This window comes from Ciceribacter ferrooxidans (genome assembly GCF_004137355.1).
GTDB lineage: Bacteria > Pseudomonadota > Alphaproteobacteria > Rhizobiales > Rhizobiaceae > Allorhizobium > Allorhizobium ferrooxidans.
On sequence record NZ_SDVB01000238.1, the window covers coordinates 514,797 to 536,747 of the forward strand.

Sequence of the window (21,951 nt, forward strand, 5' to 3'; positions counted from 1 at the left end):
GCGCCTGTTCGTCTGGTGACTCAGATGAACAGCATGGTGGCTATGAAAACAAACGCTGCACCGACGATCAGGACATTCAAGGAATTGGTAAGTCCCATGTGTGCCTCCTTGCGTTGACCGGGGGATAATATGTCCTTTCTGTGTCAGATGGGAAGCGAATTGTGTGCTGCGATGCAGTGATCGCGGCCTGCCAACACCCGTCAAATTGTCGCATCGCCCTGAAAATCAAGGCCTCGATGCGTCGCATATTTTCAGTGAATTTGTTTAACAGACCTGCGCCGGCCGCTCTCCTTCGGCCGCAGTTCGTCTCCGGATGAGACGCCGGCAAAGCCGGTGCCCCGTCGGGTGAAGCGGCTGATTTGCCTCGGGCGGCGTCGCGTGCATCATGGCGCAGAACGAGAATCGCGCGAGGAGGAATTCCGCTGGACACCGCCGTTGCCGAAAACGCCGGCCACGCCACCGCGCTCGTCGGCATTGCAGCCGTCGTCGCCGTCGCGGCCCTGCTCGGTCTTTTCTTCCTGTGGCTGCGCCAGCCGCCGCTCGTCGGTTTCATCGCCGCGGGCGTGGCGCTCGGCCCGACCGGCGCCGGCCTGATCTCGAGTTCCGAGAACGTCGCGGTGCTCGCCGAAATGGGCGTTGTGGTGCTGCTCTTCTTCATCGGCATGGAACTGTCGGTCAAAGCCTTCGTGCTGTCGCTCCGGCAGGCGCTTCTGGTGATGGCCGGGCAGTTGCTCGCGGCCATGGTGCTCGCGCTCGGGATCGCCACGCTCTCCGGTGCGTCGAACTCCGAGACGATCATCCTCGGCTTCATCATCGCACTTTCCTCGACGGTGGTCGCCATGAAGATGCTGGAGGAGATGGGCGTGCTGCGCGGCGACGCCGGGCGGATCGCCGTCGGCGTCTTGATTGCGCAGGACATCGCGGTGGTCCCGATGCTGATCTTCGTTTCAAGCCTCGGCGGCGAGGGGGCCGATTACCGGCTGATCGCGATCCGCATGGCGGTGGCGCTGGCGCTGCTCGGCGGGCTCCTCTGGTGGTTCGGACGGCACATGAAGCTCAAGGTGCCGTTTGCCGAGGCGATCGAGGACAAGGTGGAGATGCTGGCGCTCGGTGCGCTCGCCGTCTGCTTCACCGCCGCGGCAGTTTCCGGTGTGGCCGGGCTTTCGCCCGCCTACGGCGCCTTCCTCGCCGGCATCATCGTCGGCAATTCGACGCTGCGCAGCCGGGTGATCCCGGTGATCGAGCCGATCCAGAGCCTGTTGCTCGTCGTCTTCTTCCTGTCGATCGGCCTGTTGATCGACCTCGACTTCATCGCCGAACGCTTCTGGCAGGTGCTGTTCGTCTCGCTCTTCGTGATCGCGGCGAAATCGGTGCTCAACATCTTCCTCCTGCGCAAAACCGGGTCGAGCCCGCAGACGGCGCTGGTTGCCGGCCTCTCTATGGCGCAGATCGGAGAATTCTCATTCGTGCTGTCGTCGGCGGGCTATGCGGCGGGTGCGCTCGGCTACGACCTCTTCCGGCTGTCGATCGCCGTCTCGGCCGTCTCGCTGCTCGTCTCGCCGCTCTGGGTCAACGTGATGCATCGGCTGGAGAACATGGCCTCCGAGGGGCTCGAGAACTACCGGCAGGCGCTCGCCGTAGCCTATGCGCACGAGTTGCACGAGGTGAGCCGCGGGCGGGACGTGCTGGCCCGCGGCGTCGACTGGTTGCGGGTTCGCCTCAGGGCCGCCCGCGTCGCCTACGAACAGCGCCGCCGCGCGCGTCGCGGCGGCGACAGCTGATTGTCACTCAAAGGGCGTTGAGGAGCGCGGGCGTCGCCCAGCCGTCGGCGGGAATGCCGAGGCGCTGCTGTTCCTTCTGCACGGCGACGCGGGTACCGGCGCCGAGGATGCCGTCGATCTCGCCGACCTCATGGCCGAGGGCCTGCAGCCGCGTCTGCAGGGCCTTCATCTCGGTGTCGCTGAGGCCCGGTTCCGGATTGCCCTTCTGGTAGGGCTCAGCTCCCATCAGGCGGGTGGCGAAATAGGCGGCCGAGGTCGTGTAGATGAAGGACTTGTTCCATTCGAGATAGACGCTGAAGTTCGGATAGGTGAGGAAGGCCGGCCCCTTGCGACCCTGCGGCAGGACGAGACCGACGGGGAGGGCGGCGGAGGCAGTGTTGCCGTCACGCGGCGAAACACCGAGCGCGAACCAGTCGCCCGCGGTCATGCCGCCTTCGAGGCCGGTCTTCTCCCAGGGGAGATTTTCCGGAAGGGTGACCTCCTGGATCCACGGCTCGCCGGCGCGCCAGCCGAGGCTCTGGATGAAGCGGGCGGCAGTCAGGATCGCATCCGGCGAACTCTTCTTGACGTTGACGTGGCCGTCACCGTCGCCGTCGAGGCCGTAGGCGACGATATCCTTCGGCAGCATCTGCACCTGGCCGATCTCGCCCGCCCAGGCGCCGGTATTGGTCGAGGGGTCGAGGTCGCCGTGCTCAACCATGGTGATGAGGTTCAAGAGCTGCGGACGGAAGAGCTCCGGGCGGCGGCAGTCGTGAGAGAGCGTCACCAGCGCGTTGCGGGTGTTGAAATCGCCCTGCACGGCGCCGAAGTCGGTCTCCATCGCCCAGAAGGCGGTGATGACGCCGGGCGGCACGCCGTATTCCCGCTCGGCCTTGGCGAAGACGTCGGCATAGTCCCGCATCTTCTGTCGGCCGATGTCGAGGCGCGCCTGGCTGACGGTGCGCTTGGAAAATTCGAGGAAGGTCTGCTTGAAGACACCCTGGGCGCGGTCGCGCGACAGCACCTTCTGGTCGATCGCGGCGCCGGCGAGCGCCCGGTCGGCGGCTTCGGGAGATGCGCCGTTCGACACGGCCTCGGTCTTCACGCCCTGCAGGAAGGCAGCGAGATCGCCGCCGCACTCGGCCGCACCGGCGACGGCGGTCGAGGCGAGCAGGCTTGCGAGGGTGACGATGGTGGTCAGGCGGGTACGGGCGGACATGCGGACTTCCTCATGGGTTTCGGTGGACGTGGTATCGGAAGAGATTTTGGCCAAAGCGAGGAAAGGCCGCCGGCTTCGGGCGTCCTTGTGGAGGCCGGGCGCGCTGGCGTCACGCCCGGTCGCCGAACGTTGCTGCGCGGGATTCCGTTACTGCGAGACGGAAGCGACCCATTTCTTCCAGTTCTGCTCGGTGCCGGCGAAGACGTTGATGTCGGTCTGGCCGCGAATGCCCGGAACGACACCGGTCGAGGTGTACTGCCAGAAGGCCCAGCGGCGGTCGGCATAGATGTCCTGCGGGTGCTTGGCCACGGAGCGGACCCAGAAATGATAGTCCTGGAAATAGCCGGCGAGGTTGTCGCGGTGGAAATCGACGGAGGTGTAGATGATCGGCCGCTTGCCGTAATAGGCCTCGATCCGGTCCATGAACCGCTTCATCTCGGCGCGCACGGTGGCGGCGTCCGGCCTCAGCGTGCAGGTCTTGGAGGTCGGGTTCCACTCGACGTCCAGCACCGGCGGCAGGTGCATCGAGGCCTTCGGTACGTTGCGGATGAACCAGTCGGCCTGTTCGTCGGCGGTCGAGCAGAAATAATAGAAATGGTAGGGTGCGTGCGCGAGGCCGGCTGCTGCCGCTGCGCGCCAGTATTCGTCGAAGCGGGAATCGACCCTGTCCTTGCCCTCGGTCGCCTTGATGAAGACGAAGGAGACGCCGGACTTGCGCACCGAGGTCCAGTCGACGTCGCCGTTCCACTTCGAGACGTCGATGCCGTGGACCTTGTGTCGGTAGGGTGTGTTGTCGCCGAAATCCTGCGGGTCGGTGTCCTGAAAGCGCGGCTTGATCGACGATGTTTCCATCAGATCGTAGCTCGCGGAGGTGCAGCCGCCGAGAAGCAGGAAAAGGGGCAGGAAAGCCAGGACAAGCAACCGCATCGAAGGCCCGTAGATGATGTTTTGAACCGTACTCCTGAGGCGGCGCACACGAACGCAGGACACAACAGGTGCAAGCCCAATTGTGGCACTATCATCGTTAAAAAGCCGTTATTTGCAACTGCCGATATCAGCCGGGCATCCGCACGATCGCGAGCCAGGCATAGCCGCGGCCCACGGTTTCGAAGCGGAGCTCCGCGCCGGCGGCCTTCGCCCGCGTTTCCAGGGCCTCCCTGAGCGTCGCGCGCGGGGTGACGTGGAAGCGGGAAAGCCAGGCTTTCAGCAGGCGCCGGAACCAGACCGGCAGGCGCTCCTGCTGGCCGAAATCGACGATGTGCAGCGAGCCGCCGGGGGCGAGTGCCACAATTGCCGCGTCGATCGCGCTCTCCCAGTCCGGGATCATCGAGAGCGCGTAGGAGATCATGATCCGGTCGAAACCGGCAGTCCCGAACTCTCCGGCGGAAAAGTTCGTCGCGTCTGCGAGCCGGAATACGGGCAGCGGCCGGCCACGGAAATTGCGCTCCGCCTGGGCGAGCATCTCCGCCGAGATGTCGAGGCCGAAGAGCCTGGCGTCGCGATAGCGGCGGGCGGCGAGCAGGAGATTGCGGCCGGTGCCGCAGCCGACTTCGAGAAGGGAGCCGTTTTCCGGCACGGCGAGTTCGCCGATCAACCGGTCGCGGCCGAGGAGATAGTATTTTCGCGTCAGGTCGTAGATGTGGCGCTGATAGCGGTACATGCGATCCATGCGGTCGGCATGGCCGTTGCGGTCGTCGTGCCCGAACAAGATCTCCGCCATCAGCCTTTTCTCGCGTAGATGTGGAAGCCGCCGTAGATCGCCGAGCGGTCCCCGGCGCCGAGCTCGCGCGAGCGTTCGGCAAGATAGTGCCACTGGTCGAGGAGGGCGGGCGAGAGACGGCCGTCGAGCACGCTGCGTTCGGCGGCGGTGCGGAAGATCACGCGCGCTCCGGGAGCGGCGGTGCGGGTGATCTCGCTCCAGAGGGCATTGAGTTGACGGTCGTTCATCCAGTCCTGGGCGTCGAGGAGGACGAAGCGATCGACGCTTGCCGCCGGCTTGCCGGCGAGAAGTTCGGTGAAGCTCGCGTGATGGACGGTGACACGACCGGCATTGGTGCGGATCGCGTCATAGTTTTCGCGGGCGAGATAGGCCGGCAGACGGCCTTCGTCGGGACCGGGATAGCGGCGGGCGAAGGCCTGCCAGGCGAACCAGTTCTCGGCGACGGGAAAGTCGCAGGCGAGCTTTTCGAGACGGCTCTTGAGGACCGCGGCGATGCTTTTGCCGTCCGAAAGGCTCGCGAGCTCGTCATATTGCTGCGGCGGGATGCCGAGCCCGAAGAGCGAGCTCTTGCGCCGCGTGATCCAGCGCACCAGAGGCTTGTCGAAGAGCGGAGCGATCTGCGTATCGAAGTAGTGCCGCTGCTCGGAAAGCGTCTTCGCCTTGGTGATGCGGTCGAGGCGAACGCCGTGCAGGGAGGCGAGCAGATGACCGGCGGCGATGAAGCGTCCGAGCAGGCCGGTGCGGCAGAAGTTGCCGTTGAAGGCGGTGATCCGCCGGCGGCCGTCGAGCCGGCGCCCGTTCCAGTAGCCGCGGCTTTCGGCATCGAGATTGGGCGCGATGAAGCGGTCGAAATTGCAGCTGTTGGTGCGCATGCCCGCCGCGCCGAACATCCGCACGACGGCCGCGTGGTCGGGCAGGTACCGGAAGGCGGCGAGCTTCAGCCGGTTCAAGGCCACGTGGTGCAGGTTCAAGTCGACGACGTCAATGCGCTCGGGCGAGCGCGAGAGATAGGCGAGCATGTTGCAACCGCCCGAGCCGATGGTGACGAGCCGGTGGCCCTCGCCGAGCTCCATCGCGGCCATGTCGACCTCGGGGTCTTCCCAGATCTGCGGATAGACGAGGCCGGAAAAGAGCATGCCGAACAGCCGTTCGGAGAGGCCGTCGCGGCTCAGCGCCCTGTGCTGGAGGAGTGCGGCCTTCAGTTTGCTGCTGCGGGGAAGTTCGGTCTCCGGGGCGAGGTCGGTCATGGGGAAGGCCATCCGTTGAAGGTTTCCGGCGTGTAGCGCGGCGATGCAACAGTTTGATGAAGCGCCCTGTTCACAGGCGATTGGATCGGTTTTGGTCGGGGAGAAAGGCGGTCAGGTTTCCCGGCCGTGCTTCAAAGGCTTTGCGGGAGACGAGGCGGCGGCGCTATGGTGCGGCCGCAAGGGGTGGCGAGCGCCCGGAAAGAGGAGCGGACAAGGATGAGACTGGTCAGGCGGATCGTGAAGGGCTTCTTCCTGTTGCTCGCGACGGCGGTCGCAGCCGCGGTGGTCTGGCTCGCCGTGGCGCCGCCGGCCCTGCTGCGGGTCGGCACCGGCTACGCCGCCAAGATCGTCTGCTCGAACGTCTTCGTCGCCGGGCGCGATCCCGACGAGGTGCTGAGGGTCGACGTCCAGGCGCCGGGCCATCCGCTGCTGAAGCTCGTCGGCCTCGACACCGATCGGGAGAAGAAGCGGGTGACCGCGCGGCTTCTCGGCTTCATCGCGCCGAGCAGCGCCGTCTACCGCGAGGGCCTCGGCTGCGCGAGCGCCCCGGACGGCGGCGGTGCGATGGCCGGACCTATTCCCGCGCCGTCGCCCGGACAGTTTGCGGCAGCCCCCACCGATGTGCCGTGGCCCGACGGCGAGGCGGCGACGCCTATTGATCCGAAGCTCGGTGCCGTGCTCGGCGATGCCACGCTTGCCGGTCCCGGCATGCGGGCTGTTGTCGTCATCAAGAACGGCCGGCTTGTCGGTGAGGCCTATGGTAACGGGTTCTCGCCCACGACGCCGCTGCTCGGCTGGTCGATGACCAAGACCGTCAATGCCGCGATCATCGGCCGGCTGATGAGCGAAGGGCGCATCGCGCTCGACGACCGTGCGCTGCTGCCCGAATGGAAGGGCGACGACCGCTCCGCGATCCGTGTCCGCGACCTCTTCGCGATGGAGAGCGGCCTTGCCTTCAATGAGGAATACGGCGACGTGACCGACGTCACACGCATGCTCTACCTGGAGCCGGACATGGCGGCGTTTGCCGCCACGCGGCCGCTCGCAGCGGAGCCGGGCACGGTCTTCAGCTATTCCTCCGGAGGAAGCGTGCTGCTCTCGAAGATCTGGATGGACCGGATCGGAGACCGCGAGGCGGCGCTCGGCTATCCGCGGAAAGCTCTGTTCCAGCCGCTCGGCATGGCGAGCGCCGTCCTCGAGGCGGACGAGGCGGGAACGCTGGTCGGCAGTTCCTACATGTATGCGACGGGCCGCGACTGGGCGCGCTTCGGCCAGTTCCTGCTGCAGGACGGTGTCTGGAAGGACGAGCGCCTGCTGCCGGAGGGCTTCGTTGCGGCGATGCAACGGCCGACGCGGGCCTCGAGCGGCACCTATACGGAAATCCAGGCCTGGGCAGTGGGGCCGGGGGATGAGCCCGACAGCCGTTTCGGCCTTCCCGACGATACGTTCTGGGTCGCCGGCCATGACGGCCAGACGATCACGATCGTTCCGTCGAAGAAGCTGGTGGTGGTCCGCCTCGGGCTCACGCCCTCGAAGCTCGGCTATCGTCCGCAGCTGCTCGTGAAAGCGATCGCGGACACGCTCGACTGATCCTATTCGAGGACGTCGAGCATGCCCTTGCGCTTGGCGTCATAGTAATAGCCGCGGGCGTAGAGGCGCACCGCGCCATCATTGCTGTTGTCGGCCACCAGCCAGGCGCCGCGCAGATACTTGGCCGCGTACTTGATGTTGGTCTCGGCGTCGAAGAGGCCGGAGGCCGGGCCTTCGTAGCCCATCGATTTCGCCGTGTTGTACTTGATCTGCATGAGCCCGTAATGGCCGTTGTTGTAGGCCTGCGGGTTGTAGGTGCTCTCGCGGCGGACGACGCGGTGGAGGAGCGCCTCGGGGATCTTGTAGACGGCGGCATATTTGCTGATGAGGGCGTTGATGACCGTCGGACCCTTGGCTGCCTGCGGCACCGTCTCCTTCTCGACCACCGGAGGCGCGCCGGGCGGGGAGATGTCGAACTGTGCGTCGAGGGCTGCGAGCGACGAGGATGCCGACGGTGCCGCATAGGCGAGTGCACCGGCCGGTTTCTGCGTCGGAACCACGGTCTGGATCGCCGTCACTTCCGCGGGCAGCACGGTTTCGGCACTTGCCAGTTCCGGAACCGCGTCGGGCTTGGCCGGCATGGCGGCGGTCTGCATGGCGAGCTGTTCCTGGCCGGTGGCCATGGCCAGCGCCGCGGGTGTCGCTGCCGGATTGGCGAGCGCGATCGCCTTGAAGGTCGGGACCGGCGCCGGCGTCGAGGTTCCGGGGATGATCGGGCCGGGTTCGGCGCCGGCGGTCGAAATCACGGCAGCGTTCGATTCGGCGGTCGCTGGCGTCGCCGCGGCGGTCTGCGCGACAGGCGTGCCGGCTGCGGGATTGGCCTTCAGTTCCTGCTTGGCCGCCTGGTCCATGCTGCTCGTACAGCCGGCGATTCCGGCGAGAAGCAGGGTGGCGAGTCCGAGCGGGGTTTTGCGGTCCAATCGAGAAATCATCCGGCCATCCGTATGGAAACGACGACTGCCGCGAAGCAGCTTACGAAAAGTTAACATGGGTTTTCATAGCCGCTGGGCGGAATTGCGGCAAGCCCGCCGCAATTCGGCGGTTTCAGGCGGCGATCTTGCGATAACCCGCGGTCACGGCGCCGGCGGCGATCAGCAGCGTGCCGCCGGTGCGATTCACCGCCTTGCGGACGGAGCGCTTGCGGATGAAGCGGCGGGCTGAGTCGGCGACGAACACGTAGACCAGCGCATTGATGATCGCGAGCGTGACGAAGGTCACCTCGAGCGCGACCACCTGTTGCAGGAAGGGTGCCGACGGTGCCATGAACTGCGGCACGAAGGCGACGAAGAAGACGATGCTCTTCGGGTTGAGGGCGGTGACGGCAAAGGCGTGGCCGAGAATGCGCAGCGGCTTTTCTTCCGGCAGGTTGTCGTTGTCGGCGATCGGCTCGTCACCGACCGGCGCCCGCCAGAGGCGGATGCCGAGATAGACGAGATAGGCGCCGCCGATCCACTTCATGATCGTGAAGGCGGTCGCCGAGGTGGCGAGCAAGGCACCGAGCCCGGCGACGGAGGCCGTCATCGCGACGAGGTCGCCGAGAGCGACCCCGGTGACCGTGGCCAGCGCCGTCTTGCGCCCGTGGCCGAGCGCATAGGAAATGACCAGCAGAATAGTCGGTCCGGGGATCGCCAGAAGCACCGCCGAGGCGGCGGCGAAAGCCAGCCAGTGTTCCAGTGACATTTGCCTTACTCCTCTCTCGAAGGAAGCAAGCCACCTTTCTCAGGGGCCGTCAATCGGCCGGGGTGAATTTCTGGCCGATGTAATCCATCACTTCCGCAAACCACGGCGTATTGACGTCGAAGGCCTTGCCGCCCTTGATGCGCGGGAACTCGATGGTGCGCAGCTTGCCGCCCTGATCCTCGTCGTGGCCGGTGACCCCGGACACCTTGTTCAGAGCACTTTCGACGGCGAGGTCGACCATGCTCTGGATCAGCCGCAGGTCCTCGTAGTTGGCCGGTGCCGAGCGGGCGTAATAGCCGGACTTCTGCACCATCGAGCGCTCGGCGTCGAGGAGCTTGGCGAAATGCTTCTGGAACCAGTTGCCGACGTTGATCGTGTCGATCTTCACATGGCCGAAGGCGTCGCGCTTGACCTCCTCGCCGGCGGCCTCGCGGTCGGCGACGATCTCGTGGAGGCATGCGCCTTCCGAGACGAAGAGGGTGACGAAGCCGGTGCGGTCCATGATCTCCTTGAGGCGGGCGGCCTCGGCTTCGAGGTCGAAATGGGTTTCCGGCAGGTAGAGGCCGTCGATGTTCTTGAGCTGAGTGTTCATCATCAGCCCTTCGACATACTCGTTGTTGCGCGTCCGCTGGATGTAGGCACGCGCGGTCGCGGCGGTCAGCCAGCCGCAATGGCGGCCCATGACCTCGTGGATCACCAGCGTGCGGGGCGCGGCGCTCTGTTCATTGGAGACGTGGTCGAAGAAGCGGGCACCGACTTCCGCCGCCGTCCAGGCGCCGAGCGTCTGGCGGATCGGTACGACGTCGTTGTCGACGGTCTTCGGCAGGCCGACCACGGTGAGATTGTAGCCGTTGGCACCGAGGAAGGCAGCGAGGTCGGCCGCGGTCGTGTTGGTGTCGTCACCGCCGATCGTGTGGAGGATGGTGACGCCGTCGGCGGCGAGACGTTCTGCGGCGACCCTCAGCGGGTTCTCGCCTTCCTTCACCAGGCCGCGCTTGGCGCAGTCGGCGCCGTTGGTCAGCTTGACGCGGCTGTTGCCGATCGGTGAGCCGCCGTAGCGATGCAGGAGGTGCGCCTTCTCGCGCATGTCCCGGGTGATCTCGATCTTGTCGCCGAGCAGAACGCCCTGGTAGCCGGAGCGGTAGGCGATGAGTTCGACGTCGGGGGCGATGTCCGTGTAGCGTTCGATCAGTCCGCCGACTGCGGACGACAGGCAGGGGGCGAGACCGCCGGCGGTCAGCATTGCAACTTTCTGTTTGGCCATCGTTCCTCCTTCAGCGCCTCGTGGCGCTTCTCGATACAAGCGTTCGGCGCGAATGGATGCGACAGACGGGCAGGGCTGTAAAGGGAAAATATGAGGAAATCCGGGCATTTCTGGCCCTTTCCGCCATAAGGGCGGCAGTGTCGCCGATATAATCGATTCAATCCGTCGACGGCCTGCGGGCAAGGCTGTGGATAAGAACGGGAGCCTGCGGAGCGCTGGCATCCGGCTCTTCCGCGACCGCCGGAACCATTGTCCGCTAGCGCGGTTGGACCACCGGATTGTGAACAAACTTTAACCCGGCCGAAGACGGGCTCGGCTTGCTTTTTTGCCGTTTATCTGGTGATGCTTGGTCATGATTTTCGATTTCGCCTGCGAACAGTTATCGTCGTTGTGGGACAGGTTGCTCGGCGCGATCGGCGACGCAGCAGGCAGCGTGCTGTCCGGCATTGTCGAGGCAGTTCGCACCGTGTTCGAGGGCGATCCAGAAACCCGCAGGCGGGTTTCCTTCTCCGTGGCGATCATCGCGCTTTCTGCGAAGATGGCAAAGGCCGACGGCGTGGTGACGGTGAGCGAGGTCGACGCCTTCCGCCAGATCTTCGATTTTCCGGCCAAGGAGGCGCAGAACGTCGCCCGGCTCTACAATCTCGCGCGCCAGGACATCGCCGGCTACGAAGCCTATGCCGGCAAGATCATGAAGATGTGCGGCACGGGCAAGGGTTGCCCCGTTCTCGAGGACATCGTCGACGGCCTCTTCCATATCGCCAAGGCCGACGGGCTGGTGCACGAGAAGGAAATGGCCTTCCTCTCGCGCATCGCCGACATCTTCGAGATATCGGAGGAGCGGTTCGAGGCGATCACCGAGCGCCACGTGAACCCCGACGGCAATCCCTATGCCGTGCTCGGGGTGCAGCCCTCGGACGATTTCGCGACGATCCGCAAGCGCTACCGGGCGCTCGCCGCCGAGCATCACCCCGACCGCCTGCATGCCCGCGGCGTACCCACGGAGTTTCACGCCGTCGCCCATCACCGCATGGCCCGGCTCAACGCCGCCTATGCGGCGATCGAGAAAGAACGCCGCGCCGCATGAGCCTCTTCATTCCCGACTTCAGGGGTGCGCGGGTCCGGCCCTCGCCGAATCATGGCGAGCGCGCCGGTGGGCGGCTGCCGGACATGATCCTCCTCCATTACACGGGCATGCCGTCGGAGGAGGGGGCGCTCGAATGGCTCTGTCGGCCGGAGAGCCAGGTTTCCAGCCACTATTTCATTCACGAGGACGGGCGGATCGTGCAGCTGGTGCCGGAGAGCCGTCGCGCCTGGCACGCCGGCAAGAGCTGCTGGGCCGGTGAAAGCGACGTCAATTCGATGTCGATCGGCATCGAGATCGCCAATCCCGGTCACCCGGCCGGGCTGCCGCCGTTCACCGACGAGCAGATCGAAGCAGTCGTCGAATTGTGTCGCGATTGCGGCAAACGGTGGAGTATCGCCCCTGAACGGGTGCTCGCGCACTCCGATGTCGCCCCTGTCCGCAAGGTCGATCCGGGCGAAAATTTTCCATGGGAAAGGCTTCATGCCGCGGGTGTCGGCCACTGGGTGGCGCCCGTGCCGATCAGCGGTGGAAGATTTTTCCAAAAGGGTGATTGCGGCCGGCCGGTCGAAGCCTTGCAGTCGATGCTCTCGCTCTACGGCTACGATATTGAAATTTCGGGACAATATTCCGAGCCGACGGAAGGTGTCGTCGCCGCGTTCCAGCGCCATTTCCGTCCCGAACGGGTCGACGGCGTCGCCGACAGCTCGACCATAGAGACGCTGCACAGACTGCTCGCGGCGCTGCCGAAATACACCTGACTCCGACACCTGCCGAAGGCCCGTGACGGCCTTCCGGAAAGGGGCCGAAATACCCCAAATCCCCACAGGTCACAGGAATTCCATATTGCCGGGCTTTAAAAGCTCTCGCTGAAACGCGGCAAAGTTCCCGAAGAGGTGACGGCCGCACAATAACAACGATGAGGGCAGGTGCGACGTCGTTCCCTGAACGGGACGGCGTGGAAGGATGCTTTTGCGCAAAGAAGAACATGCGCCATAGCCCCACTGGTTCGGAGACTGGCTTTTCACATGCAGAAATTGATTGTTGCTGCCGCGGCATGCACCGCTATCCTCATGTCCGGCATCGGCGGAGCAAATGCTCGTGACGACGACAGACGCAGCTTCTCGGCGCCGCTAAAGGTCGTCAAACGGGACGCAGGTTTCCCAACCGCACCGTCCTTTTCCCAGAGCCCCTATACCCAGATCATCTCGAAATATGCCAAGGCCTACGGCGTGCCGGTCAATCTCGCCCACGCCGTCGTCCGGGTCGAGAGCAATTTCAATCCCAGGGCCCGCGGCAGCGCCGGCGAAATCGGCCTCATGCAGATCAAGCCGGCGACGGCGCGCATGATGGGCTATTCCGGTTCCTCGAAAGGGCTCTACGATCCGGAAACCAATATCCGCTACGGTATGAAGTATCTTGCCACCGCCCACGAACTCGGCGACGGCAAGACTTGCTCGACCATCCTCAAATACAATGCCGGCCACGCCGCCAAGCGCATGAACCCGGTGTCGAAGCGCTATTGCGGCAAGGTCCTGGCGCTGATCGGCACGTGACCGCCGGGTGTTCGCTCCCGCGGCGGCTCGCCCGCGGGAGGACCTGCCGGCAACGTCCCGGCGTTTGATCTCGGTCCAGAACCGAATTCGCAATTTGTGAGAGACTGATTCAAGTTAGATTTGCAAATATCTGAACGAGAATCATAATCACGAATATGCGGGCGGGAACGGGCATGAGTGATCGCTTCAAATTCATCGTCGTCGGGCGGGGCATGATGGGGGCCGCCGCCGCGCGGCATCTGACCCTCGAAAGCAAAGGGGTCGCCGTCATCGGACCCGACGAGCCGGCCGATCCCGCACGTCACGAAGGCGTCTTCGCCAGCCATTACGACGAGGCGCGGATTACCCGCACGATCGATCCGGACCCCGTCTGGGCGGCGCTCGCCAACCGCTCGATCGCCCGCTACCGGGAACTCGAACGGGAGAGCGGCGTCGATTTCTACCACGAGGTCGGCTGTCTCATCGTCGGACCGAAACGGGGCGGGAGCGATCCCTATGTCCAGCGCATCTGCGAGGCAGCCGATCGCACCGGCGTTGCGCCGCAGATGCTTGAATGCACGGCCCTTGCCGAACGCTTTCCCTATTTCTCCTTCGGCGCCGGGCAGGAGGGTGTCCACGAGGCGGCGGGGGCGGGATATCTCAATCCGCGGCAGATGGTGCGGGGGCAGTCCTGTCTCGCCCACCGGCAAGGGGCGACGCTGATCGCCGAGACGGTGGTCTCCGTCCGCGACGACATCCGCGGCGTGGCGGTCAGGACCGCCGAAGGCAATACCTATTATGCGGACCGCGTGCTGGTCGCCGCCGGCGGATTCTCGATCGCCGAGCATTTGCTGCCGCGACCCGTCGATCTCAAGGTCTATGCCCGCACGGTCGCCTTCTTCGAGATACCGGAAGCAGATCTTGAAGCCTTCGCCGGCATGCCGTCGCTCATCCACCATCCCGACGATCCGCTCGACCACATCTATCTCTTGCCGCCGGTTCGCTATCCCGACGGCAAGGTCTATCTGAAGATCGGCGGCGATCCGGACGACCTCGAACTTGCGAGTGAGCCGGAGGTCCGTGCCTGGTATCGAAGCGGCGGGCGCGAGACGACCCGAAGGCACCTGACGCGAATCGCAGCCGAACTGGTTCCCGGCGTGGTGAAGGCGAACGTCACCATGGGGGCCTGCGTCACCTCGTTCACCCCGAGCGGCTATCCGGCGATCGGCTATGTCGACGAGGAGCGGATCGCGGTCGTCACCGGCGGCTGCGGCGCTGCGGCGAAAAGTTCCGACGAGATCGGCCGGCTCGGTGCCCGGCTGCTGCTCGACGGCGCATTGTCGCCGGAGGATCAGGCGGTTTTCGCGCCCCGTTTCCGATAAAGTGCGAAGCAGCACGTCCGGACTGACGTTTTCTGTGGTATTTGCCGCGGCAGTCCACTATCTAGCGCTTGCCAGTCGGCCGGGCAGCCGCGCTCTACCAGTGCCGAAAGGCGGTAGGGTGAGGAAAGTCCGGGCTCCACGGAAACACGGTGCCGGATAACGTCCGGCGAGGGTGACCTTAGGGATAGTGCCACAGAAAGGAAACCGCCCCGCCTGCTTTTCCGTCCGAACGAGGACGTAAAAGTCGGCGGGGTAAGGGTGAAAGGGTGGGGTAAGAGCCCACCGCGTCGCTGGTAACAGGGACGGCACGGTAAACCCCACCGGGAGCAAGACCGAATAGGGATGACGCGGGTGTCGCGCAAGCGGCGCCACAGCCGGTTTCCGGGCCAGTCATCCGGGTGGGTTGCGTGAGGCAGCGTGCAAACGCTGTCCCAGATGAATGGCTGCCACGTTCCGGGCGACCGGAGCCATACAGAACCCGGCTTACAGGCCGACTGGCACTCTTCCTTTTTTCTCCCGCGGCGGCTTCGACGGCCGTCCGCGTCTTCGTCGCCAACCCATTGAAAGTCTTCGAGAAATGCGTGTCCGATCGAAGCCCTGCGGGGCGCCGCGATCGGCCGCACGCGCGCTCGTCCCTAACCTTTCGTTAAGCTTAACCGCTTATAAACATTTGACGCTCTTCGAGAGCTTCGAGCCGCCCTGTCCCATTGACGCCCATACTGTCCCATGATATCCCATACGAGTACCGTTTCAGGGTGGTTCTCCACCCCAAGAATCGAAGGTCAGGGAGCGTCGCCCGCGTCGGGTGGCCTGCAGTTCTCCCTGTCTTTGGAGGCGGTGCACGTGTTCTCGCGTTTCAGGGGGTGGATGGTTCATCTCCTGTCGAAAGGAGCGGCGGCAGGTTTTGATGGACCGCTTCTTGTCCAATGTGACAAACCGAATCGATACGAAGGGGCGGGTGTCCGTTCCGGCGGTGTTCAGGTCTGTCCTGGCGAGGCGCGATATCCAGGAGCTTTACTGTCTCCAGGATTTCGTGTTTCCGGCGGTCAATGTCGGCGGTCCCGATCTGCTGGAGCGATACGAACGGCAGATTTCCGTCGAGGATCCGTTTTCGCCGCTGGCGAACGAGATGTCGCTGCTCGTACATGGTGGCGGCGTCTTCATGAAGCTCGATGCCGAAGGGCGGTTGATGGTGACCGACTTCATCCGCGACTTCACGGGCATCACGTCGGAGGTCGCGTTCGTCGGTCGGGCGGATCATTTTCAGCTCTGGCAGCCGCAGGCCTTTCTCGAGGCGCAGGCGGCGGCGAGGCAGGCACGCAAGCTACGAGGGTTGCGGCCACAGTAAGGCGGGGACTTGGAATGGTGGCTAATCCTGGCGCAGAAATCTCTGGTGCCGACGGCGGACCGGTTCGCCACATTCCAGTCCTGCTGCCCGAGGTGCTCGCGGCGCTCGAACCGGCACCCGGCAAGATCATTCTCGACGGCACCTTCGGGGCCGGCGGCTATACGACTGCCATCCTCGATGCTGGGGCGGATGTCGTCGCGCTCGACCGCGACCCGACGGCGATCGCCGCCGGCCAATCGCTGGTGGCGGCGCGCGGCGGTCATCTGACGCTCATCCATTCCCGATTTTCCGAGCTCGACCTCCATGCGCCCGCCGACGGGCTCGACGGTGTCGTGCTCGACATCGGTGTCTCGTCGATGCAGATCGACGAGGCCGAGCGCGGCTTTTCCTTCCAGAGGACCGGTCCGCTCGACATGCGCATGTCCGCCGAGGGCGTCTCGGCGGCGGACGTCGTCAATCGCGCCAAGGTCGGCGATCTCATCCGTATCTTCGGCTTCCTCGGCGAGGAAAAACAGGCGGGGCGCATCGCCCGGGCGATCGAGAAGAAGCGGGCGAGCGAGCCGTTCCGTACGACGCGCGACCTCGCCGGCCTGATCGAGATCGTGACGCCGCGCAAGGCGAAGGACAAGATTCATCCGGCCACCCGCGTCTTCCAGGCGCTGCGCATCTTCGTCAACGACGAGCTCGGCGAACTGGCGCAGGCGCTTTTTGCGGCCGAACGCGCGCTGAAGCCCGGCGGCCGTCTCGTGGTCGTGACCTTCCACTCGCTCGAAGACCGGATCGTCAAAAAGTTCTTCACCGAGCGCTCGGGCAAGGCGTCCGGCTCGCGCCACCTGCCGATGGTGCAGGGAACGCCCGCGACCTTCGAACCCGTCGGCAAGGGCATGGTTGCGGCAAGCGATGCGGAGGCGGATGCCAATCCGCGCGCCCGTTCCGCCAAGCTTCGGGCCGGCATCCGCACGAACGTGAAGGCACCGAAGGCGGACATGTCCATCTTCGATCTGCCCGACCTCGCCAGCCTCGACCGGATCGGAGGATGAGTCATGCTGAAAACCCTTGATCTCATAATGATCGGCACCATGGTCGCGGCTGCGACCGTCACCTATTCGATCAAGCATCATGCGGATGAAAAGCTGCAGGAGGTTCGCCGTCTCGAGGCCGAGATCAAGCTCGAGAAGGATACGATCGATCTCCTGAAAGCCGACTGGGCGCTTCTGACCCAGCCGAACCGGCTCGAGCGGCTGCTCGCCGTCTACGGGCCGGAATTGCAGTTGCAGCCGACGGCGCCCGAACAGCTCGTGCAACCAGTCGAACTGCCGATGTTGAAGAGTGAGGTGCCCCAGCCCGAAGTGGCCGAGGGCGAGAAGAGCAAGGATCCCGTCTCGGATCTCATCACAACAGGATCGGTGAAGCCCTGATGTCTTTCCTCTCACGCATCATGCTCTTGAAAAGCCAGGCGCATTTCGCGACCGGCAGCGACCGCGCAGCTGGCGGCAAGACCGTCGCCATCAAGGGAACCGGCAAGCGAAAGTCGGAACTCGCCCGAAAGCGCGTCGGCCTGATGATCGCCGGCTTCGTCGTCGCCTACGGCGTGATCGGCGGGCGGCTCGTCCAGTACGGCTACGCCCACCCCGAAACCGTCTCCAGCATCATGCCGGCCGACCGGCTGATGGCGTCGCGACCGGACATCCTGGATCGCAACGGCGAGGTCCTGGCGACCGACATCCGCACCGTCTCGCTCTTTGCCGAGCCGCACAAGATCGTCGATCCCGACGAAGCGGTCGAGAAGCTCGCGACGGTGCTGACGGATATCGACATCAAGGGAACCTACAAGAAGCTCTCCTCCAACTCCCGCTTCCAATGGCTGCGCCGCCAGCTCACGCCGAAGCAGCAGAGCCAGATCCTGGCACTCGGCATTCCCGGCATCGGCTTCCGTCCGGAGAAGCGCCGCTTCTATCCCGGCGGCACCACGGCCTCGCACATCGTCGGCTATGTCAATATCGACAACCGCGGCATGGCCGGCATGGAGCGCTACATCGACAGCCAGGGGCTGGCCGACCTCACCGCGCTCGGCATGACCACCGACACGCCGCTCGAGCCCGTTCGCCTGTCGATCGACCTTCGCGTGCAGAACATCGTGCATGACGTGGTGGTCGACGCGGTCAAGAAATTCGAAGCGCTCGGCGCCGGCGCCGTCGTCCTCGACGTCCACACCGGCGAAGTCCTGGGGATGGTCTCGGTCCCGGACTTCGATCCCAACAATCCGGCCGCGAGCGCGGAGGAAGGCTGGCTCAACCGCATGTCGAACGGCACGTTCGAGATGGGGTCGACCTTCAAGTCCTTTACGCTCGCGATGGGCCTCGATTCGGGCAAGGTGAAACTCTCCGACACCTTCGACGCCCGTTACCCGATCCGCATCGGCCGCTATACGATCAAGGACTTCCACGGCAAGAACCGCATCCTGAGCGTGCCGGAGATCTTCCAGTATTCCTCGAACATCGGCACCGCCAAGATCGCCGACACGGTGGGCACGGAAGGGCACAAGGCGTTCTTGGAGCGCATGGGTCTCACCACGCGCATGCAGACCGAGCTGCCGGAGGTCGCGACCCCGAGCCAGCCGCGGGAATGGAAGAAGATCAACTCGATCACCATCTCCTTCGGCCACGGGGTCTCGACGACGCCGCTGCAGACCGCGGTTGCAGGCGTCGCGCTGATGAACGGCGGCAAGCTCATTCAGCCGACCTTCCTGACGCGCACGCGGGAGCAGGCGGACCAGGTGGCCCAGCAGGTCCTCCGTCCCTCGACCAGCGACGACATGCGCTACCTGTTCGCTGTGAACGGCATCAAGGGCTCCGGCAAGAAGGCGCGGGTCGAGGGCTTCAACGTCGGCGGCAAGACCGGCACGGCGGACAAGGTCGTCAACGGGCGTTATGTCAGCGACAAGAATTTCAACGCCTTCCTCGCCGCCTTCCCGATCGACAATCCGCAATATGTCGTGCTTACCGTCATCGACGAGCCGAGGACGGACAAGGGCAATGGCGCGGCGCTCGCCGGCAACTCGGCGGCCCCGATGGTGGCGGACATCATTCGCAGAAGCGCCGCAATTCTCGGTGTAGAACCCAAATTCGGGGAAGACGGCTCGGCGCTGCTCGTCTCTTATTAGAAAAACGCTCGAATTATGCAGGCGATTCGCGAGCGAGTCGCCTGTTCTGCAAGGAAACGGAAATACATGCGACTGCGCGATCTGGCCGGTGACGAGTTTCGGACACTGAAGGAACAGCTTGGTGGCGAGGTCGGCGATCTCGCGATAACGGGTCTTTCCGCCGACAGCCGCAAGATTGCCTCCGGAATGCTGTTCGTGGCCGTCGCGGGGACCAAGGCCGACGGTGCCGCCTATGCCGCGGATGCCGTGGCACGCGGTGCGGTCGCGGTCGTCGCCGGTCATGCGATCGAGGCGGACGTTCCGGTCTTCACGGTTTCCAATCCGCGCCGCTTCCTGGCGCTCGCGGCCGCGCGCTTCTACGGTGCGCAGCCGGCGACCATGGTCGCCGTCACCGGCACGGCCGGCAAGACCTCGGTTGCCTCCTTCACGCGGCAGATCTGGGCCGAAGCCGGCCATCCGGCGGCGCAGATCGGCACCACCGGCGTCGTCTCCCCGTCGCGCAACGACTACGGTTCTCTCACGACGCCCGATCCGGTGGCACTGCATAAGCTGCTCGCCGAGCTTGCGGCGGAAGGCGTGACCCATGCCGCGATGGAGGCCTCCAGCCACGGCCTCGACCAGTGTCGTCTCGACGGTGTCCGGCTTTCGGCCGCCGCCTTCACCAATCTCGGCCGCGACCACATGGACTACCATCCGACGGTCGAGGAATACATGGCCGCCAAGATGCGGCTCTTCGATACCCTGTTGCCCAAGGGGTCTCCGGCGGTGATCTTCGCCGACGATCCGTGGTCGGCCGAGGCGATCCGCGTCGCCCGTGCCGCCGGCCACGACGTGCGCACGGTCGGACGCAACGGCGATTTCCTGACGCTGAAGCGCGTCGAGCACCTTCGCCACAAGCAGGTGGCCGAGGTGCATTTCGGCGACGAAATCCATGAGGTCCATATCCCGCTCGCCGGCGATTTCCAGGTCGCCAACGCGCTGGTCGCCGCGGGGCTCGCGATCTCCACCGGCGTTCCGGTCGCGACGGCGATGAAGGCGCTCGAAAAGCTGCAGGGTGCTGCCGGCCGTCTCGAACTCGTGGCCCATACCGTGGGCGGGGCGCTCGCCTATGTCGACTACGCCCACAAGCCGGATGCGCTCGAAAACGTCCTCAATTCGGTCCGTCCGTTCACCACCGGCCGGGTCATCGTCGTCTTCGGCTGCGGCGGCGACCGCGACCGCGGCAAGCGCCCGATCATGGGCGAGATCGCTTGCCGGCTCGCCGACGTGGTGATCGTGACCGACGACAATCCGCGCTCGGAGGTCGCCTCCGAAATCCGTGCGGAGATCATGGCCGCCGCACCGACGGCGACCGAAATCGGCGACCGGGCCGCGGCGATCCGTCATGCGGTCACGATGCTGAATTCCGGCGACACCCTGATCGTCGCGGGCAAGGGGCATGAGGAAGGACAGACGGTCGGCGACGTGACGCTGCCGTTCTCCGATCATGCCGAACTGCGCAAGGCACTGGAGGAGCTTGGACATTGACATTTCTCTGGACGACGGACGAGATGATCGAGGCGATGGCGGGCCGGCCGTTCGGTACGCCGCCCGAAGGCATCACGGGGATCTCGATCGACAGCCGCACGATCGCCGACGGCGAAGCCTTCTTCGCCATCAAGGGTGACCGCGTCGACGGACACGATTTCGCGAGCCTCGCCGTGGCCAACGGTGCTTCCCTGCTCGTCGTCGCCGAGGCCAAGCTTCCGGCGCTCGGGCGCGTCACCGTTCCGATGATCGTCGTCGAGGACGTGCTGGCGGCCCTGGAAAAGCTCGCGGCCGCGGCGCGCGACCGTTCGTCCGCGAAGATCATCGCCGTCACCGGCTCGGTCGGCAAGACGACGACCAAGGAGATGCTGCGCAGGGCGCTGGAGCCTTCCGGCAAGGTGCATGCGGCCGTCGCCTCGTTCAACAATCACTGGGGCGTGCCGCTGACGCTTGCCCGCATGCCGGCGGATACCGAATTCGGCGTCTTCGAGATCGGCATGAACCATCCGGGTGAAATCCGCCCTCTGGTGAAGCTGGTGCGTCCGCATGTGGCGATCGTCACCACGATCGCCGCCGCCCATCTCGGCAACTTCGCGAGCCTCGAAGAAATCGCCGCAGCCAAGGCCGAGATCTTCGAGGGCGTCGAGCCCGGCGGGCACGTGCTGCTCAATCGCGACAACGCGCAGTTCGGCTTTCTCGAAAAGGCGGCGCAGGACGCGGGCGTCGAGAACGTCCACAGCTTCGGTCAGCACGCCAAGGCGGAGTTCCGCCTGGCGGAGTTCGACGGCGCGGCGGAAAGCTCGACGCTCTGGGTCTCCTTCGGCGGCGAAACGCGGGAGGTCGTTATCGGCGCGCCCGGCCGCCACATCGCCGAAAACGCCGTTGCGGTGCTCGGAGCCGTTTCGCTCGTCGGCGCCGACGTGGACGCCGCGGCAGACGCCTTCGGCTCGCTTTCGGCCGTCAAGGGACGCGGCGAGCGGCATATGCTGAAGGCCGGCAACGGCAGCTTCACGCTGATCGACGAGAGCTACAACGCCAATCCGGCCTCGATGCGCGCGGCGATCGCCGTGCTCGCGGCGGCTCATCCCCGCGGCGACGGACGGCGGATCGCCGTCATCGGCGACATGCTGGAGATGGGCGAGTTTTCAGCCAAGGTTCACGCCGAACTCGCCGGGCCGCTGCTTGCCGCCGGCATCGAGCATGTCTGGCTCGCCGGTCCGGAAATGGCGGCGCTTCGCGACGCGCTTCCGGAGAGCGTCCAGGTGGAATACCGCGAGACGACCGCGGAGCTTGCCGATTTCGTGGTGGCGTCCGTCCGCCCCGGCGACGTGCTCATGGTCAAGTCCTCGCTCGGCACCGGTTTCGGGAAGATCGTCGCGGCCTTGCTTGACAATTATCAGGCGGTCGCCGACATCGGGCGCCGCGATTAATT

At 65.1% G+C, this 21,951-nt stretch carries 19 protein-coding genes and 1 other RNA gene; 13 read left to right on the forward strand and 7 right to left on the reverse strand.

What is annotated here, in order from left to right; all coding sequences use genetic code 11:
* Window positions 1–359 precede the first annotated feature (359 nt).
* Window positions 360–1,781 (forward strand): cation:proton antiporter domain-containing protein, encoded by a 1,422-nt coding sequence (locus tag EUU22_RS13500; protein WP_342635421.1) that lies wholly within the window; start codon window positions 360–362, stop codon window positions 1,779–1,781.
* Window positions 1,782–1,788: 7 nt separating this feature from the next.
* On the opposite strand, the gene EUU22_RS13505 is transcribed toward EUU22_RS13500, so the two are convergent.
* The 4 genes from EUU22_RS13505 to EUU22_RS13520 form a co-directional block, all read right to left on the reverse strand.
* Entirely contained in the window at window positions 1,789–2,979 is a 1,191-nt protein-coding gene (locus EUU22_RS13505; protein WP_129332496.1) for a lytic murein transglycosylase, read from the reverse strand.
* A gap of 147 nt (window positions 2,980–3,126) precedes the next feature.
* A complete protein-coding gene (locus tag EUU22_RS13510; protein WP_129332497.1) occupies window positions 3,127–3,906 on the reverse strand; it encodes a glycoside hydrolase family 25 protein in 780 nt (259 codons plus the stop codon).
* A 127-nt stretch (window positions 3,907–4,033) separates the two neighbouring features.
* Window positions 4,034–4,699 carry a class I SAM-dependent methyltransferase gene (locus EUU22_RS13515; RefSeq protein ID WP_129332498.1) on the reverse strand — a complete coding sequence of 222 codons (666 nt, stop codon included), beginning with the start codon at window positions 4,697–4,699 and terminating at the stop codon, window positions 4,034–4,036.
* A complete protein-coding gene (locus tag EUU22_RS13520) occupies window positions 4,699–5,946 on the reverse strand; it encodes a BtaA family protein (RefSeq protein WP_129332499.1) in 1,248 nt (415 codons plus the stop codon). Before EUU22_RS13520 ends, EUU22_RS13515 begins: the two co-directional genes overlap by 1 nt.
* 216 nt (window positions 5,947–6,162) lie before the next feature.
* On the opposite strand from EUU22_RS13520, the gene EUU22_RS13525 reads away from it, so the two are divergent.
* Window positions 6,163–7,536, forward strand: coding sequence for a serine hydrolase domain-containing protein (locus EUU22_RS13525; RefSeq protein WP_129332500.1), 1,374 nt, complete (start codon window positions 6,163–6,165; stop codon window positions 7,534–7,536).
* Window positions 7,537–7,538: 2 nt separating this feature from the next.
* On the opposite strand, the gene EUU22_RS13530 is transcribed toward EUU22_RS13525, so the two are convergent.
* The 3 genes from EUU22_RS13530 to EUU22_RS13540 form a co-directional block, all read right to left on the reverse strand.
* On the reverse strand, window positions 7,539–8,456 hold the full coding sequence (locus tag EUU22_RS13530) for a transglycosylase SLT domain-containing protein (RefSeq protein ID WP_439329147.1): 918 nt from the start codon (window positions 8,454–8,456) through the stop codon (window positions 7,539–7,541).
* A 124-nt stretch (window positions 8,457–8,580) separates the two neighbouring features.
* Window positions 8,581–9,216 (reverse strand): LysE family translocator, encoded by a 636-nt coding sequence (locus tag EUU22_RS13535; protein WP_129332502.1) that lies wholly within the window; start codon window positions 9,214–9,216, stop codon window positions 8,581–8,583.
* 49 nt (window positions 9,217–9,265) lie between these two features.
* Window positions 9,266–10,480 carry a pyrophosphate--fructose-6-phosphate 1-phosphotransferase gene (locus EUU22_RS13540; protein ID WP_129332503.1) on the reverse strand — a complete coding sequence of 405 codons (1,215 nt, stop codon included), beginning with the start codon at window positions 10,478–10,480 and terminating at the stop codon, window positions 9,266–9,268.
* Window positions 10,481–10,832: 352 nt separating this feature from the next.
* Between EUU22_RS13540 and EUU22_RS13545 the strand changes: the two genes are divergently transcribed.
* The 11 genes from EUU22_RS13545 to EUU22_RS13595 all read left to right on the forward strand — a co-directional run bounded on the left by EUU22_RS13545 (window position 10,833) and on the right by EUU22_RS13595 (window position 21,949).
* On the forward strand, window positions 10,833–11,567 hold the full coding sequence (locus EUU22_RS13545) for a J domain-containing protein (RefSeq protein WP_129332504.1): 735 nt from the start codon (window positions 10,833–10,835) through the stop codon (window positions 11,565–11,567).
* Window positions 11,564–12,325, forward strand: a complete 762-nt coding sequence (locus tag EUU22_RS13550) for an N-acetylmuramoyl-L-alanine amidase (protein WP_129332505.1) — start codon at window positions 11,564–11,566, stop codon at window positions 12,323–12,325. Before EUU22_RS13545 ends, EUU22_RS13550 begins: the two co-directional genes overlap by 4 nt.
* A gap of 267 nt (window positions 12,326–12,592) precedes the next feature.
* Window positions 12,593–13,120: a lytic transglycosylase domain-containing protein gene (locus EUU22_RS13555; RefSeq protein ID WP_129332506.1), complete on the forward strand. Its 528-nt coding sequence runs from the start codon at window positions 12,593–12,595 to the stop codon at window positions 13,118–13,120.
* Window positions 13,121–13,293: 173 nt separating this feature from the next.
* Window positions 13,294–14,481, forward strand: a complete 1,188-nt coding sequence (locus EUU22_RS13560; protein ID WP_129332507.1) for an FAD-dependent oxidoreductase — start codon at window positions 13,294–13,296, stop codon at window positions 14,479–14,481.
* Window positions 14,482–14,552: 71 nt separating this feature from the next.
* Window positions 14,553–14,983, forward strand: an RNA gene (gene rnpB, locus EUU22_RS13565) — RNase P RNA component class A.
* A 405-nt stretch (window positions 14,984–15,388) separates the two neighbouring features.
* A complete protein-coding gene (gene mraZ / locus EUU22_RS13570; RefSeq protein ID WP_129332508.1) occupies window positions 15,389–15,829 on the forward strand; it encodes a division/cell wall cluster transcriptional repressor MraZ in 441 nt (146 codons plus the stop codon).
* A gap of 14 nt (window positions 15,830–15,843) precedes the next feature.
* A complete protein-coding gene (rsmH, locus tag EUU22_RS13575; protein WP_129332509.1) occupies window positions 15,844–16,869 on the forward strand; it encodes a 16S rRNA (cytosine(1402)-N(4))-methyltransferase RsmH in 1,026 nt (341 codons plus the stop codon).
* Between the two features lie 3 nt (window positions 16,870–16,872).
* The gene (ftsL, locus tag EUU22_RS13580; RefSeq protein ID WP_129332510.1) at window positions 16,873–17,247 is read left to right on the forward strand and encodes a cell division protein FtsL; all 375 of its coding nucleotides are present in this window, start codon (window positions 16,873–16,875) and stop codon (window positions 17,245–17,247) included.
* Window positions 17,247–18,992 carry a peptidoglycan D,D-transpeptidase FtsI family protein gene (locus tag EUU22_RS13585; RefSeq protein WP_129332511.1) on the forward strand — a complete coding sequence of 582 codons (1,746 nt, stop codon included), beginning with the start codon at window positions 17,247–17,249 and terminating at the stop codon, window positions 18,990–18,992. The genes ftsL and EUU22_RS13585 overlap by 1 nt, the downstream gene beginning before the upstream one ends.
* Before the next feature lie 66 nt (window positions 18,993–19,058).
* A complete protein-coding gene (locus tag EUU22_RS13590) occupies window positions 19,059–20,519 on the forward strand; it encodes a UDP-N-acetylmuramoyl-L-alanyl-D-glutamate--2,6-diaminopimelate ligase (RefSeq protein WP_129332512.1) in 1,461 nt (486 codons plus the stop codon).
* Window positions 20,516–21,949, forward strand: coding sequence for a UDP-N-acetylmuramoylalanyl-D-glutamyl-2,6-diaminopimelate--D-alanyl-D-alanine ligase (locus EUU22_RS13595; RefSeq protein ID WP_129332513.1), 1,434 nt, complete (start codon window positions 20,516–20,518; stop codon window positions 21,947–21,949). The genes EUU22_RS13590 and EUU22_RS13595 overlap by 4 nt, the downstream gene beginning before the upstream one ends.
* Window positions 21,950–21,951 lie beyond the last annotated feature (2 nt).

What these genes read in the sequence shown, in the direction of transcription:
- EUU22_RS13505 (WP_129332496.1), bottom strand. Translation starts at nt 2,979, where the DNA reads ATGTCCGCCCGTACCCGCCTGACCACCATCGTCACCCTCGCAAGCCTG.
- EUU22_RS13510 (WP_129332497.1), bottom strand. Translation starts at nt 3,906, where the DNA reads ATGCGGTTGCTTGTCCTGGCTTTCCTGCCCCTTTTCCTGCTTCTCGGC.
- EUU22_RS13515 (WP_129332498.1), bottom strand. Translation starts at nt 4,699, where the DNA reads ATGGCGGAGATCTTGTTCGGGCACGACGACCGCAACGGCCATGCCGAC.
- EUU22_RS13520 (WP_129332499.1), bottom strand. Translation starts at nt 5,946, where the DNA reads ATGACCGACCTCGCCCCGGAGACCGAACTTCCCCGCAGCAGCAAACTG.
- EUU22_RS13525 (WP_129332500.1), top strand. Translation starts at nt 6,163, where the DNA reads ATGAGACTGGTCAGGCGGATCGTGAAGGGCTTCTTCCTGTTGCTCGCG.
- EUU22_RS13535 (WP_129332502.1), bottom strand. Translation starts at nt 9,216, where the DNA reads ATGTCACTGGAACACTGGCTGGCTTTCGCCGCCGCCTCGGCGGTGCTT.
- EUU22_RS13540 (WP_129332503.1), bottom strand. Translation starts at nt 10,480, where the DNA reads ATGGCCAAACAGAAAGTTGCAATGCTGACCGCCGGCGGTCTCGCCCCC.
- EUU22_RS13545 (WP_129332504.1), top strand. Translation starts at nt 10,833, where the DNA reads ATGATTTTCGATTTCGCCTGCGAACAGTTATCGTCGTTGTGGGACAGG.
- EUU22_RS13550 (WP_129332505.1), top strand. Translation starts at nt 11,564, where the DNA reads ATGAGCCTCTTCATTCCCGACTTCAGGGGTGCGCGGGTCCGGCCCTCG.
- EUU22_RS13555 (WP_129332506.1), top strand. Translation starts at nt 12,593, where the DNA reads ATGCAGAAATTGATTGTTGCTGCCGCGGCATGCACCGCTATCCTCATG.
- EUU22_RS13560 (WP_129332507.1), top strand. Translation starts at nt 13,294, where the DNA reads ATGAGTGATCGCTTCAAATTCATCGTCGTCGGGCGGGGCATGATGGGG.
- mraZ (WP_129332508.1), top strand. Translation starts at nt 15,389, where the DNA reads ATGGACCGCTTCTTGTCCAATGTGACAAACCGAATCGATACGAAGGGG.
- rsmH (WP_129332509.1), top strand. Translation starts at nt 15,844, where the DNA reads ATGGTGGCTAATCCTGGCGCAGAAATCTCTGGTGCCGACGGCGGACCG.
- ftsL (WP_129332510.1), top strand. Translation starts at nt 16,873, where the DNA reads ATGCTGAAAACCCTTGATCTCATAATGATCGGCACCATGGTCGCGGCT.
- EUU22_RS13585 (WP_129332511.1), top strand. Translation starts at nt 17,247, where the DNA reads ATGTCTTTCCTCTCACGCATCATGCTCTTGAAAAGCCAGGCGCATTTC.
- EUU22_RS13590 (WP_129332512.1), top strand. Translation starts at nt 19,059, where the DNA reads ATGCGACTGCGCGATCTGGCCGGTGACGAGTTTCGGACACTGAAGGAA.